Source organism: Streptomyces sp. NPDC054956 (assembly GCF_053609185.1).
The window spans coordinates 1-13,258 of sequence record NZ_JBSGXB010000218.1 but is presented as its reverse complement, the minus strand read 5'-3'; the positions used below and the strand labels follow the sequence as shown (position 1 = coordinate 13,258).

The following is a 13,258-nucleotide window of genomic DNA, read 5'->3' as shown; positions in this document are numbered from 1 at the left end:
GGCCGGGCCCTGCGCCGGCCCCGCAGCCGGGCCCTGCGAAAGCGCAGCCGGCCCCCCGGACGCCCCCGCAGCAGGGCCCTGCACAGGGCCCCCCGCTCCCCGCCGCGGCCCCGGCACCGCCGGTGGGGCCACCAGGACCGCCGCCGAGCGGAAGCGGTGGTCCAGGGTGTCCCTGGGGTCCGGGTCGGGGCCCGGGTCGGGGTCCTCGTAGTAGAGCTTCTGCCACCAGTCGTCCGCGCCCGCGCCCTGCTGACTCATGGCCCTCATTGTCGGGCTCCGCCGCGGCCGGAATACGGCGAACTCACGAAAAGGGGGGCCCATCGGACCGCCGTCCGATGGACCCCCCTCGTATTCGTCGTACGACTTAGCGGATGTCGTACGCCCGCGCGACCGTCTGGGTGACGGTGGCGCCGTTCGCGTCGGTCAGCTCGACCTTGAGCATGACCTGCTTGCCCGCGGCCCCGGCGTGGTCCACGGTCGCGGCCCACTGCCCGCCGCTCGCGCTCACCTTCGCCTCGGTCCAGTTCTCGCCGTCGTACGAGTACGACAGCCTGGCGGACTTGAGCGCGCCGGGCGCGTAGCCCGCGTGCCCGCTGACCGTGAGGCCGATCCTCTGGCCGTCGGTCGCGGCCAGCGTCTTCATGCCGTCCACCGGAGCGGAGATCCGCGGGAAGATGATCGGCAGGGCCTGCGAGTACTGCGCGGCGTCCAGCTTCGAGCGGAAGGTCCAGGAGGTCTGGATCGCCTGGGAGCGCTGCCAGGTCCGGGCCGGCTGGCCGAACTTCTCCAGTTGCTGGGTCAGTTCGTACACGGCCTCGTCGGCCGGGACCTCGAAGACGCCGGACGGGTAGCCGCTGTCGCCCAGCGACTCGCCGTTGCGCTTGAGCGAGACGTTGCCGAGGTCGCCGAAGCCGCCCTGCTGGGCGTAGTGCCCGCTGTCGCCCCACATCGCGGAGGCGAAGCCGATCAGGTTGCCCTGCCGTTCGGCGGCCAGCAGTTCCTTGCCCTCCCGGTCGCGCGGCGCGACCGGGCCGATGACCCCGTCGTACCAGCTCTCGGACCGCTTGGAGCCGGCCTTGTAGGTGCGGTGCTGGTCGGTCATGAACTCGCCCCACGGGAAGCTGCTGGAGACCAGGTGGTCCCAGGCCGTGTCCCCGGCGGAGTAGAACTCGGTGCGCTTGCCCGGTACCGCGACGGTGTCGAGGCTGCCGAAGTACACGGCGTTGCCGAGCGGGCGGTAGGCGCCGGTCACGTCGACGAAGTCGCCCGCGACGCCCATCGACTGGTAGGCCGATTCGACGGTGCCGAGGTCGCGGTCGCGCACCCGGTAGGTGCGGTCGCCGTGGACCTGCCCCTTCTCGATCTGGGCGAGGTTGTAGACGTACGGGCTCTTCGCGCTGCCCTTCCAGCTCAGCGTGACCGGCCCCGTGGCCAGCGCGGCCAGCAGAGCCTGTCCCTCGCCGGCCTCGATGGACATGGCCGGGAGCGAGCCGCCGGCGTAGCCGGTGAAGCCCTGCCAGCGGCCGGGTGCGTCGCGGTGGGCGAGGACGGCCTTGGCGCCGGCCGCCTTCGCGTCGGCCGCGATCTTGTAGAGCGCGCCGTCCTCCACCTTGACCAGCACGATCGCGTCCTTCGCGGCGACGGCCGCGAGCTCCTCGGGGGTGCCGGTGCCGGCGTTGACGAGCGGCGCGCTGCCGGTGCCGTCGAGGTTGTCGCTGCCCGTGGAGGCGGTGATCGGGTGCAGCACGGGGCCGCCCTTGGCCTTCAGCTCGGAGAGCAGCGGCGCGGCCGCCCGCCAGTAGCTGCCGAACTCGTACGCGCCGTCCTTCGCCCTGCCCTCGACGGAGGCGTAGTAGCCGCGGATGGTGCGACCGCCCATGGCGGTGCCGGCGTGCTGCCAGGCCTCGCCCCAGGAGCGGGAGAAGGCGAGGGTGGTGCCGCGGGCCTCGGTGGGCCGGTCGGTCTCGATGCTCAGCCGGGCCGCCTTGCGGGCGTCCAGCACGATCACCGTGTCCTTCTTGATCTCCGTCTGCGGACGGCCGAGGTAGGTCATCGAGTCGTACATCGACGGGTTCTCGCCGGCGTCGGGGGTGCCGACGAAGGCGGAGAGGAAGTACGAACCCGGGCGGACCCGGTAGACCTGGTCGGCGGAGCCGTCGTTGAAGCGGCGCTCACCGGTGGCGTCGTCGGTGCCGATCACGTCCAGGGAGGACGGGCCGGCGGCCGGCTTGCCGGCGCGGTCGAGGAGCTTGACGCGCAGGGTGACCGTCTCGGGCTCCACGTAGAGCGAGAAGGGCGTGGAGACGTGCACGCCGTTCGCCGTGGCGACGACGCGGCCGGCGACGTCCCCGTACTGGGAGCGCTCCAGCTTCGCGGAGGGGTCCAGGGCGAGCGGCACCTTGACGGTGGCGCCGGCCGGGACGGTCACGGTGCGCTTGTCCAGCCGGGCGACCTGGCTCCGGACGGCGGAGCCGTCGTTGCCGGTGACCTTCTCGACGGAGAGGCTGAGCGTGACGGGCTTGGTGCCCAGGTTGGTGTACGGGACCTCGACGCCGGTGCGGTCGCTGCGGTCCTGCGGCCAGTCGTACGCGCCGCCCTGGAGCGAGGGGGCTCCGACGACCGTGGTGTCGATGGCCGCCTTGACGTCGAGCCGGCCGCCGCCGGTCTCCCGTACGTCGCCCGGGATCGCGGTGTTGGCGGAACCGACGAGCGCGGCCTTGATCTGCTGCGCGGTCCAGTCGGGGTGGCGCTGCTTGACGACGGCGGCGGCGCCCGCGACGTGCGGGGTGGCCATCGAGGTGCCGGACATGGACTGGTACGCGTACACCCCGCGGCCGCCCATCGCGGCGGCGGAGATCCCGACGCCGGGGGCGGCGATCTCGGGCTTGAGGGTGTGCTGCAGACCGGCCGGGCCGCGGCTGGAGAAAATGGCGGTCTTGTCGTCGCGGTCGACGGCGCCGACGGTCAGCACGCTGGGCGCGCAACCGGGGGACGAGACGGTGTTGTTGCCGGGGCCGGAGTTGCCGGCGGCGATGACGAAGAGGGTGTTGCTGCTCTTGGCCAGCGCCTCGGTGGCGGCGGCCATCGGGTCGTCGCAGGAGAGCTGGGAGGGGTCTCCCAGACTCATGGAGACCACGTCGGCCTTGCTGTCGACGGCCCACTGCATGCCCGCGATGATCCACGAGTCCAGGCCGTAGCCGGAGTCGTTGAGGACCTTGCCGCTGATCAGTTGGGCGCCGGGGGCGACGCCCTTCTTCGCGCCGCCGCTCTCGGCTCCGGAGCCGCCGACGGTGGAGATGGTGTGGGTGCCGTGGCCCTGGCGGTCCTCGGCGGTGTCCGAGTCGGTGAAGTTCTTCGCCTCGGCGACCCGGCCCTTGAGGTCGGGGTGCTGGAGGTCGGTGCCGGTGTCGAGGACGGCGACCTTGGTGCCCGTGCCGTCGAAGCCGGCGGCCCAGGCGGCGGTCGCGTTCACCTGCTTGGTGGAACGCTCCAGGTTCGCCTGGACCTTGCCGTCCAGCCACAGCTTCTTCAGCGGGGCGGAGGCGGCGGACCGCGCGTGCGGGTTGATCCCGCTTCCGGTGACGTCCGACCAGAAGTCGGCGGCCTTCTCCTTGTCGGCGGCGAGCGCGACGCCGCCGATGGAGTCGAGGACGAGCGAGCGCTCGGCTCCGCGCGGCACCGCCGGGGCGCTGCGCGCCAGGCTCGCCGAGGCCTCGTAGACCGCGATGAGCGGGAGCTTCTTGGCGTGCGCGTCGTCGTAGCCCTGCCGGATCAGGCCGGTGACGTTGAAAAGTTCCTCGTCGACCTTGCCCGCGGCGAGGGCGGCGACGGCGCTCTCGGGATAGACGTACAGGTCCTTGCCCGACTGGCGGGTCTGCACGATCGGCTGCGAGCCGTCCGCGCGGGGCATCGCGGTGGCGGCGCCCCGTCCCTGCGCGTCGGTGGAGACCAGGACGCGGTCACCGGTGACCAGGGTCACCGTGACGGGCGCGGTGGGCTGCTGCCCCGCCGCCCCGCTGCCCGTGAGGGGTCTGCCCGCCGTCCCGGACGCTCCGTCGCTCGGCTGTGCCGTGGACGGGCCCACGGCGCTGACGGCCAGGACGGCCGCGATGGCCGCTCCCAGTGCCGTACGCGATATCGGACGCATCGCTCTCCCCAGATGAATTCCGGCCAACTACTGCATTGCACGGCGAAACCGCCGCGTAAATGGCTTCTGGCCAGCGGATGTTGGTGCTGCGGTGGCGTCACCTTGGCAGAGAGGCGGGAGGTGCGGCGATGATGTCCGCGGCGGGTTTGCGCCGTGGCCGCTTCCCGCCAGGGAACGCCGTGGAGAGGGTGGGGTGGTACCGGATGCTGGGTGCGATAGGCCTCGACGAGGGGCAGGAGTCGGCGTACCGCGCGCTGGTCGCGCTGGGGGCCGCGGAGGTACCCGATCTCGCGCACCGGCTGACGCTGCCGGTGCAGCAGACCGAACGGGCCCTGCGGCACCTGGAACGCCAGGGCCTGGCCGCCCAGTCCTCCGCGCGGCCCGGCCGGTGGGTGGCGGCACCGCCCGGCGTGGCGCTCGGGGCGCTGCTCACCCAGCAGCGGCACGAGCTGGAACAGGCGGAGCTGGCGGCGGCGCTGCTCGCGCAGGAGTACCGGGCGGAGGCCGCGGAGCCGGCCGTGCACGACCTGGTGGAGGTGGTGACGGGTGCGAGCGCGGTGGCCCATCGCTTCCACCAGCTCCAGCTGGGCGCGGCGGAGGAGGTGTGCGCGCTGGTGACCGGCCGGCCCCAGGTGGTGACGGGGACGGAGAACGAGGCGGAGGAGCGGGCCTCGGTACGGGGCGTCGCCTACCGGGTGGTCATCGAGCGGGAGGTACTGGCCCTGCCGAGCGGCATCCGCGAGGCGTCGACGGCGCTGGCGCGCGGCGAGCACATCCGGGTGACGGGCCAGGTGCCGACCAAACTGGTGATCGCGGACCGGGCGCTGGCCATGGTGCCGCTGACGGCGCGCGGCGCGGAGCCGGCGGCGCTGGTGGTGCACGCGTCGGGGCTGCTGGAATCGCTGATGGGCCTCTTCGAGGCGGTCTGGCGGGAGTCGCTGCCGCTGCGGCTGGGCTCCTCCGGGGCCCCGGAGGAGGGGGACGGCGGCCCGGACACCACGGACCTGGAGATCCTCTCGCTGCTCCTGGCCGGGATGACGGACGCGAGCGTGGCGAAGCACCTGGACCTCGGGCTGCGGACGGTGCAGCGCCGGGTCAAGGGGCTGATGGAGCTGTCCGGGGTCACGACCCGGCTCCAGTTGGGCTGGCACGCGTACGAGCGGGGCTGGGTGGCCCGGTAGCACCGGGTCGGGCACGCTGAGCAGATGGATCTGCCTCAGCTGCCCCAGCTCCTCCTGGTGGGGATGGTGCTGCTGTTCGGGCTGGTCGGGGTCATGGTCCCGGGCGCTCCGGGAACCCTGCTGGTGTGGGCCGGAATCCTGTGGTGGGCGCTGCACGATCAGTCGTCGGCGGCGTGGGGCCTGCTGGTCGGGGCGACCGCGCTGCTGCTGGTGGTGCAGGTGGTGAAGTGGCAGCTGCCCCCGCGCCGGCTCCGGGGCGTGGGCGTCACCCGCCGGATGGTGGTCCTCGCGGCCCTGGGGGCGGTACTGGGCTTCGTGCTGCTCCCGGTGATCGGAACGGTCCCGGGCTTCGTGGGCGGCATCTACCTCTGCGAGCGCCGCCGCCTGGGCACCCACGGCGAGGCCTGGGCGTCGGTCCGGGCCGTGATGCGGGCGGTGGGCACGAGCGTGCTGGTGGAGCTGCTGGCGTGCCTGATGGTGGTGGGGGCGTGGGTGGGCACGCTGCTGTGGGCGTAGCGGCGGCGCCGCCCGTGCGGCCGGGCCGTTGGGCGTAGGTCCGCGGCCCGATGCGGTGGGCTGCGCGGGCTGCGATCGTCTCCCCCATGACGGACTCGGCAGATGTGGCGGACAAGGGTTTCAAGGGTTTCAGCGAACCGGAGCTGGCATACCTGCGCTCGCAGCACCTGGGCCGGCTGGCGACGGTGGACGCCGCCGGGCAGCCGCAGGCGAACCCGGTGGGGTTCTTCCCGCAGGACGACGGCACGATCCTGGTGGGCGGGCTGGCGATGGGCAGGACCAAGAAGTGGCGCAACCTCGCCGGGAACCCCCGGCTGTCCCTGGTCGTGGACGACCTGGTGAGCACCCGCCCGTGGAAGGTCCGCGGCATCGAGATCCGCGGCCACGCCACCCTGGAGGTCGGCCCCCACACCCTGGGCCCCCACTTCAGCCCGGAGGTCATCCGCATCCATCCGGACCGGGTCCTGGCCTGGGGCCTGGACGCCTAGGCCGTCAAGGTTCACGGGGTCGCGGCGCCGGGCCGGTGTCAGGCCGGGGGGAGCAGGCGGTTCTCGTGGGCGAAGACCACGGCCTGGATGCGGTCGCGGAGTTCCAGTTTGAGCAGGATCCGCCCCAGATGGGACTTCACGGTCGCCTCCGCGAGGTACAGGGCGGCCGCGATCTCGGCGTTGGACAGGCCGCGACCGACCTCGACGAGCACCTCGCGCTCCCGGGCGCTGAGCCGGTCCAGCCGTTCGTCGCGGGCGGCGGTGCCCCCGGCGGCCAGCTGCGGACGGAAGTCCTCCAGCAGGCGCCGGGTGATCCGCGGGGAGAGCACCGCGTCGCCCGCCGCGACGTTGCGGATCGCGGTGAGCAGCTCCTCGGGCCGGGTGTTCTTCAGCAGGAAGCCCGAGGCCCCGGCGGCGAGGGCGGCGAAGGCGTACGCGTCCAGGTCGAAGGTGGTCAGGATCAGCACCCTGCTCGCCGGGGAGCACGCGACGACCTGCCGGGTCGCCTCGATCCCGTCCGTCCCGGGCATCCGGACGTCCATCAGTACGACGTCGGGCCGCAGCTCCCGGGCGAGGCGGACGGCCTGGGCGCCGTCCGCGGCCTCGCCGACCGGCGCCATGTCGGGCTGGGCCTCCAGGACCGTGCCGAAGGCCATCCGGAGCAGCGCCTCGTCGTCGGCGATCACGATGCGGATCGTCATGCGGTGCCCGCCCCGCCGCTGCCCAGCAGGAGCCGGGTCCGCACGCCCCAGCCGCCGCCCGGGAGCGGTCCGGCCCGCAGCGTCCCCCCGTAGGCGGCCGCGCGCTCGCGCATGCCGGGGATGCCGTGGCCGGACGGTGCGGCGGCGGCAGGCTCCGGCCGGGGGCCGCTGTCGGTGACCTCCACGCCGACGCTCCCGGCCGAGCACGCGACGAGGACCTTCGCGCGGGTGCCGGCGGGAGTGTGTTTGAGGGTGTTGGTCAACGCTTCCTGCACCAGGCGGTAGACGGTGAGTTGTGCGGTGGCCGGCACATGGGCGTGGCCGCCGCGGACCTCCAGGCCGGTCGGCAGCCCGGCGGCGGCCATCTGGTCGGCGAGCGCCTCCAGCTGGGCGATGCCGGGCGGCGGGTGGCGCTCGGCGTCCGGCTCGTCGGCCCGCAGGACGCCCAACGAGCGCCGCATGTCGGTGAGGGCCTGGCGGCCCGTCTCGGAGACCTGCAGCATCGCGGCGGTGGCCCGGCCCGGGGACCTGTGCTGCGCGTGGACGGCGGCGTCGGTGAGCGCGACCATGACGGACAGGTTGTGGGTGACGATGTCGTGCATCTCGCGGGTGATACGGGCCCGCTCCTCGGCGACGGCCAGCAGCGCCCGCTGCTCCTGGTGCAGCGCCAGCCGATCGGCCCGTTCCCGCACGGCGGCGAGGTAGGCCCGGCCGGTCCGCACGTTCACCCCGAGGACGGCGGCGGCGACCACCGTCGCGGAGAGCGCGACGAAGGGGGTCAGGAACGCGCCGTCCGATGCCCAGCGCAGGCAGGCCAGTACGGCCCCGACCTCCACGACGGCGGCGGCGAGCAGCGTGCCGCGCCGGCCCGTGTGCGCGGCCGCCGTGTACAGGGCCATCAGCAGCGCGATGTCCGCGGGCAGTTGCAGGTCCGCCAGCCACTGGACGAAGGCCGCGGCCACCACGGCGGCGAACACCGCGAGCGGGGCCCGGCGCCGCCACACCAGGGGCAGTGCCAGGGCGGCGGTGAGCGCCGCCGCCACCGGCAGCTCCCGGGCCGGGTACGTGGTCACGGCGTTGAGCAGGAGCAGCGCCGGCAGTACCGAGTCCCACACCAGGGGCGGTACCCGGTCCCGGTGGCGCACCGTCACACCTCTTTGCCGATCGGCCGTCGGGGCGTCCCGGCCGGGGCCGCCACCGCGTACAGCCGCAGCCTAGGCGGCGGGTCCGCGCCGCACATGAGCCCGGCGTCGGAGCGCGATGCGCCGGCGTACGACCACAGGAGGAGACCGCCACCTCCCACGGTCGCAAGCCGGCCGCCGGTCCGGGGTGCCCGGTTGCCACTCCGGTCGCGGTCGGCGGCGACCCGGGGCCGATGTGGCGGCGCAGGCCCGCGCCGAGCATGGCCGGGTGACCGAAACCATCCCGGGGCTGTTCCTGTCCCTTCCGGAAGTCCTCGTCCTGCTGGGCGCCGTCGCGCTGCTGGTGGCGCGCTGGCTCCCCCCGGCCGCCCGCCGGCCCGTCACCGTCGCGGCGGGGGCGGTCCTCGTACCGTCGGCGATCGTGCTGGGCATCGTGGGGATCCGCTGGCAGCTGCTGCCGGTCCTGGCCGGCGCCGCCGTCGCCTCGGCGTTCGCCCTCCCGCCCCTGCTGCGGCGCGGTGCCGGCCGGCCGGCGCGGCGGGCCCGCTGGTGGCTGGCCCTGCCGGGATCGCTGGCCTGCGCCGGCCTGATCGCCACCGGCCCGGTGGCCGCCTGGGCGTTCCCCGTGCCCGTCTTCCCCGAGCCGACGGGCGCCTTCGCGGTCGGCACCCGGGTGGTGCAGTGGACCGACCCGCTGCGCCCCGAGGGCTTCACCGCCGATCCGGACGACCGGCGCACGGTCGTGGTCCAGCTCTGGTACCCGGCGCGGAAGAGCTCTGCGGGCGTCCCCCGAGCCCAGTACCTGGGACGCACGGAGGGCGAGGCGCGGACCGTCTCCGAGGCTCTGGCCGGCGGGGTCGGCCTGCCCGGTTTCCTGGTCGACGGCGTCCCGAGGGCCCGCAGCCGCGCGGTCGCCGACGCCCCGGTGGCCGACGGGGGAGGGCGGTTCCCGGTCGTCCTCTTCTCCCCGGGGTCGGGCGGGGTGCGGTCCCAGAACACCGCCTGGGCCGAGGAGCTGGCCGGCCACGGCTATCTGGTCGCCGCCCTCGACCACCCGTACGACTCCAGCGTCGTCGTTCTCGACGACGGCCGCACGATCCGCGCCACCACCGCCTCCTCCGGGGACCGCGACAGGGACGAGGAGCTGGCCGCCGGCTGGACCGCCGTCCGGGCCGCCGACCTCGGCTTCGTCCTCACCCGGCTGGAGCGGCTGGACCGCGGTGAGGGTGCCGACCCGCTGACCGGACGGCTGGACACCGGCCGCGCCGCGGCGGCCGGCCACTCCCTGGGCGGAGCGGCCGCCCTGCAGGCGGCCCGGCAGGACCGCCGGTTCGACGCCGTCGTGGACCTGGACGGCTACCCCCACGGCCCCACCATGCCCGCCCTCGGGCAGCCGGCGCTCGCACTCACCCAGGAGATCACCGCCGGCACCGACCCGCGCTACCTGCCCCGGCTCACCGAGGCCCTCGAGCAGAACACCGCGACGAGCTACCGGCTCACCGTCCCCGGCGCCGGGCACCTCACCTTCACGGACGGCCCGCTCTACCTGCCGCCGGTGCCCTCGATCGTCGGCACCCTGGGCCGCACCGAGAGCCCGCGCCTCGTCGCCGCGGCCACCCTCGCCTTTCTGGACGCCACTCTGCGAGGCCGCCCCGGCGACCCCGCCGACGCCCTCCGGGCCTACGGCACGGTCGCGTCGTCAGGGGCGGCCACCGGGATTCGATGAGGAACGGCCGTCGGCGGGGCCGCGATCGCAGCCCCGCCGACGTTTCGGGTCAGGCCGCGCCGGCGTTCCGGCCGGCCCCGCCGGCGTTCGGGTCGTCAGGCCCGGCCGGTGCGCTTGGCCGCGTAGTTCGCGCGGCCCTCCGCCGACCGGAGCCGCCAGTCGCGCCTCAGCTCCGAGCGGAGCCTCGCGTCCGTCTTGGCGACGATCCGCTGGTTCTCCCGCAGCAGCTTGCGGTAGCTCTCCAGCCGCCGCTCCGGCAGCTCGCCGCAGGCCACCGCCGCCGCCACCGCGCACCCCGGCTCCGCCTCATGGGCGCAGTCGTGGAACCGGCACTGGCGGGCGTAGTCCTCGATCTCCGAGAAGACCTGCCCGACGCCGGTCTCGGCGTCGAAGAGCCCGACGCCGCGCAGCCCGGGGGTGTCGATGAGCACGCCCCCGCCCGGCAGCGCCAGCAGGTTGCGCGTCGTGGTCGTGTGGCGGCCCTTGCCGTCGACGTCGCGCGTCGCCTGGACCTCCATCACGTCCTGCCCGAGCAGGGCGTTGGCCAGCGTGGACTTGCCCGCGCCGGAGATCCCGAGGAGCACGCTCGTACCGCCGCCGACCACCGCGGCGAGCACGTCCGTGCCCTCCCCGGTCATCGAGGAGACGGTGAGGACCTGGACACCGGGCGCCGTCGTCTCGACGTCCTCGACGAGGTGCCCGAGGGTGACCGGGTCCGGGACGAGGTCCGCCTTGGTCAGGACGACGAGCGGCTGCGCCCCCGATTCCCAGGCGAGCGCGAGGAACCGCTCGATGCGGCCGAGGTCCAGTTCGACGGCCAGCGACACCGCGATGATCGCGTGGTCGACGTTCGCGGCGAGGATCTGGCCCTCGGACCGCTGTGAGGAGGTGGACCGCACGAACGCGGTCCGGCGCGGCAGGTACGTCTTGACGTAGCGCGGATTGCCGTGCGCCTCCACCACCGCCCAGTCACCGGTGCAGATGACCCGGAGCGGGTCGTGCGGGGTGACGAAGGCGGTGTCGGCGCGGACGATGCCGTCCGCCGTCATGACGTCGCACTGGCCGCGGTCCACCCGTACCACCCGGCCGGGCACGAGGCCCTGCTCGGTGTACGGGGTGAATTCGTCCGCCCATGCGTCGTCCCAGCCGTAGGGGCTGAGGGCGTGCGAGAGCGAGGCCTGCGGGAAAGAAGAAAAAGACAAGGGAAACCCTTCACAGGGTGGCCCCGGCGGAGCGCGCCGCTACGGCGCGGGAGAAGTGTGAGGTCAGCCGGAGACCACGGAAGTGACACTGATGGTCTTCTGAGTGCGGGCAGCGCCCTGCGCCATGACAGTCATCAATGAACTCACCTCCGGGTCGTACGCACGTACTGACGAGCGGTTCCGCGCCGCTCGGCGGGAACGGCCCCACCGTAACAAGACCGTTCAGACGCGCGCCACTTCTTTTACGGGCGGCCTTTTACGGGCCGCCTCCCGCACAGGGCTCCGGCCGCTCCCCGCACCCGGGAGGCGAGGTGCCGGGCCACGATCCCGGTGCGGGTCGCCGGCACCAGCGGCGCGGCGGCCCGTGACGGAAGGTCACGTCGGCCCCGTCCGCGTCCTGTCGGACCGTGTGGACTTCCAATCCCGGCCTCGACTTACCGTCGGTCAGGGCCGACCGTAAGGCCCTGTCTCCAAGTCAGGCAAGGCACTAAGGTGTTCCTCATGGAGAACCGCGAAACCGCAGATTCTGCGACGATTTACGAGACGCGAATCGCCCCCGCCGCGTCGCATAATGAGTCGATTATCGAGACGGCCCCCGATACCCGAAAGCGGATCCTGCGGGTGTCCATGGAGCTGTTCGGAGTCCACGGCTTCCACGAGACCTCGCTGCGGGAGATCGCCGAACGGGTGGGCGTCTCGAAGCCGGCGGTGCTCTACCACTTCCCCGGCAAGGCCGACATCCTCGGCGCCCTCGTCGAGCCGATGCTCCGCGATCTGGCGGCGGCCCTGTCCCGCGCGGCGGCCGCCGCCCCGGCCGCGGCCCGGTGGGCCGCGATCGAGGGCGTGCTCGACGTATGGCTGGGGCACCGCCACCTGCTCCGCCTGAACCTCCAGGACATGGCCCTGGCCACTCCCGGTCCGGCCTCCGCCCGGCTGCGCGACGCCATGCTCCGGGCCAAGTCCCTGGTGGCGGGGGAGGATCCGGGGTTCGCGGAGCGGGTGCGGGCCGCCCAGGCCATCGCGATGCTCTCCGATCCGGTGGTGCTCTTCGCGGACGCCCCGCTCCCCGAGCTGCGCGCGGCCGTCCTGGACGGCGTACGACGGCTGCTGGACGGCCCGGCCGAACCGCCGGCCCCGGCCGGGCGGCCCGTGCCCGGGGGCCGGCGCGGGCGGCCCGTGGCGATGAGCCCGGCCATGGTCGAGGCGGCCCGCCGGATGCACGCGGCGGGCAGCGGGGCGACCGCGATCGCCGCGAGACTCGGCGTCTCCCGGGCCACGGTCTACCGGCACCTGCCGCCGGAGGAGGACACCGAGTGACCGGGAGCGCCGAGCGCCGGGGCGACACCGGCCGGGACGACACCGGCCGGGGTGACACCGGCCGGGTGTCCGATTCGTTCAAGACCGGCGGCCCGGGGCGCTCCTAGGGTGACCTCATGACTCCCCGACTCGACATGATCGGCATCGTCGTCTCCGACATGGCCGCCTCGCTCGCCTTCTACCGCCGTCTCGGCTTCGACCTCCCGGCCGGGGCCGACTCCGAACCGCACGTCGAGGCCGCCCTGCCGGGCGGTCTGCGGATCGGCTGGGACACGGAGGAGGTCATCCGCTCCTTCGACCCGGCCTGGACCCGGCCCCCGGGCGACGGCCGGGTGGGGCTCGCGTTCCTGTGCGGCTCCCCCGCCGAGGTGGACTCCCTGTACGCGGAGCTGACCGAGGCCGGGTACACCGGCCACCTGAAGCCCTGGGACGCCTTCTGGGGGCAGCGCTACGCCGTGGTCCTCGACCCGGACGGCTCCGGGGTCTCCCTGTTCGCCCCGGCCGCGTAGGCCCCCGGCGTCGTCCCCGCCAGGGCGCGCGCCTCGCGGGTGTAGTGGGCCTGGTCGGCGTAGCCCGCCGCCTGGGCCGCCTGCGCGGGCGGGAGGCCGCGCCTCGTGAGTGCGAGGGCTCGGCGGAGCCGCAGGATGCGGCCCAGGGTGCGCGGTCCGTACCCGAAGGCGTCGAGCGAGCGCCGGTGCAGCTGCCGCTCCCCGAGTCCGACGGCCCCCGCGACGGCGGCCACGCCCTGCCCGGCGCGCAGCCGGGCCACGATCTCCGTGACGAGCGGGTCCGGGGGCCCCGCGGCGGCCGCGCGGAGCCCGGCCAGCTCCTCCAGCCC

Annotated in this window: 11 protein-coding genes and 1 pseudogene; 6 read left to right on the top strand and 6 right to left on the bottom strand. The window is 74.3% G+C overall.

The annotated features are described in order from the left end of the window. Both ACWGDE_RS27475 and ACWGDE_RS27470 read right to left on the bottom strand, forming a co-directional pair. Nucleotides 1-258 (bottom strand): annotated as a pseudogene (locus ACWGDE_RS27475) (protein phosphatase 2C domain-containing protein); the annotation flags it as partial. 106 nt (nucleotides 259-364) lie between these two features. After that, on the bottom strand, nucleotides 365-4,147 hold the full coding sequence (locus ACWGDE_RS27470) for a S8 family peptidase (RefSeq protein ID WP_453391712.1): 3,783 nt from the start codon (nucleotides 4,145-4,147) through the stop codon (nucleotides 365-367). 203 nt (nucleotides 4,148-4,350) lie between these two features. On the opposite strand from ACWGDE_RS27470, the gene ACWGDE_RS27465 reads away from it, so the two are divergent. The 3 genes from ACWGDE_RS27465 to ACWGDE_RS27455 all read left to right on the top strand — a co-directional run bounded on the left by ACWGDE_RS27465 (nucleotide 4,351) and on the right by ACWGDE_RS27455 (nucleotide 6,332). Then, nucleotides 4,351-5,328: a helix-turn-helix domain-containing protein gene (locus ACWGDE_RS27465; RefSeq protein WP_453391711.1), complete on the top strand. Its 978-nt coding sequence runs from the start codon at nucleotides 4,351-4,353 to the stop codon at nucleotides 5,326-5,328. Between the two features lie 24 nt (nucleotides 5,329-5,352). Beyond that, the gene (locus ACWGDE_RS27460; protein WP_453391710.1) at nucleotides 5,353-5,844 is read left to right on the top strand and encodes a DUF456 domain-containing protein; all 492 of its coding nucleotides are present in this window, start codon (nucleotides 5,353-5,355) and stop codon (nucleotides 5,842-5,844) included. Between the two features lie 86 nt (nucleotides 5,845-5,930). Then, nucleotides 5,931-6,332 (top strand): PPOX class F420-dependent oxidoreductase, encoded by a 402-nt coding sequence (locus ACWGDE_RS27455; RefSeq protein ID WP_453391709.1) that lies wholly within the window; start codon nucleotides 5,931-5,933, stop codon nucleotides 6,330-6,332. A 38-nt stretch (nucleotides 6,333-6,370) separates the two neighbouring features. On the opposite strand, the gene ACWGDE_RS27450 is transcribed toward ACWGDE_RS27455, so the two are convergent. After that, entirely contained in the window at nucleotides 6,371-7,033 is a 663-nt protein-coding gene (locus tag ACWGDE_RS27450) for a response regulator (RefSeq protein WP_453391708.1), read from the bottom strand. Next, nucleotides 7,030-8,178 carry a sensor histidine kinase gene (locus tag ACWGDE_RS27445; RefSeq protein WP_453391707.1) on the bottom strand — a complete coding sequence of 383 codons (1,149 nt, stop codon included), beginning with the start codon at nucleotides 8,176-8,178 and terminating at the stop codon, nucleotides 7,030-7,032. Before ACWGDE_RS27445 ends, ACWGDE_RS27450 begins: the two co-directional genes overlap by 4 nt. A gap of 265 nt (nucleotides 8,179-8,443) precedes the next feature. Between ACWGDE_RS27445 and ACWGDE_RS27440 the strand changes: the two genes are divergently transcribed. Further along, nucleotides 8,444-9,901 carry an alpha/beta hydrolase family protein gene (locus ACWGDE_RS27440; protein WP_453391706.1) on the top strand — a complete coding sequence of 486 codons (1,458 nt, stop codon included), beginning with the start codon at nucleotides 8,444-8,446 and terminating at the stop codon, nucleotides 9,899-9,901. 95 nt (nucleotides 9,902-9,996) lie between these two features. Here ACWGDE_RS27440 and rsgA read toward each other — a convergent pair whose 3' ends face one another. Then, a complete protein-coding gene (rsgA, locus tag ACWGDE_RS27435; RefSeq protein WP_453391705.1) occupies nucleotides 9,997-11,103 on the bottom strand; it encodes a ribosome small subunit-dependent GTPase A in 1,107 nt (368 codons plus the stop codon). A gap of 621 nt (nucleotides 11,104-11,724) precedes the next feature. On the opposite strand from rsgA, the gene ACWGDE_RS27430 reads away from it, so the two are divergent. Together ACWGDE_RS27430 and ACWGDE_RS27425 are read left to right on the top strand one after the other, a co-directional pair. Next, on the top strand, nucleotides 11,725-12,420 hold the full coding sequence (locus tag ACWGDE_RS27430; RefSeq protein WP_453391704.1) for a TetR family transcriptional regulator: 696 nt from the start codon (nucleotides 11,725-11,727) through the stop codon (nucleotides 12,418-12,420). 116 nt (nucleotides 12,421-12,536) lie between these two features. Beyond that, nucleotides 12,537-12,929, top strand: coding sequence for a VOC family protein (locus ACWGDE_RS27425; RefSeq protein ID WP_453391703.1), 393 nt, complete (start codon nucleotides 12,537-12,539; stop codon nucleotides 12,927-12,929). Here ACWGDE_RS27425 and ACWGDE_RS27420 read toward each other — a convergent pair. Then, nucleotides 12,869-13,258 (bottom strand): helix-turn-helix domain-containing protein (locus ACWGDE_RS27420; protein ID WP_453391702.1); only part of this gene is annotated, 390 nt, incomplete at its 5' end. The two genes, ACWGDE_RS27425 and ACWGDE_RS27420, sit on opposite strands and share 61 nt — an antisense overlap.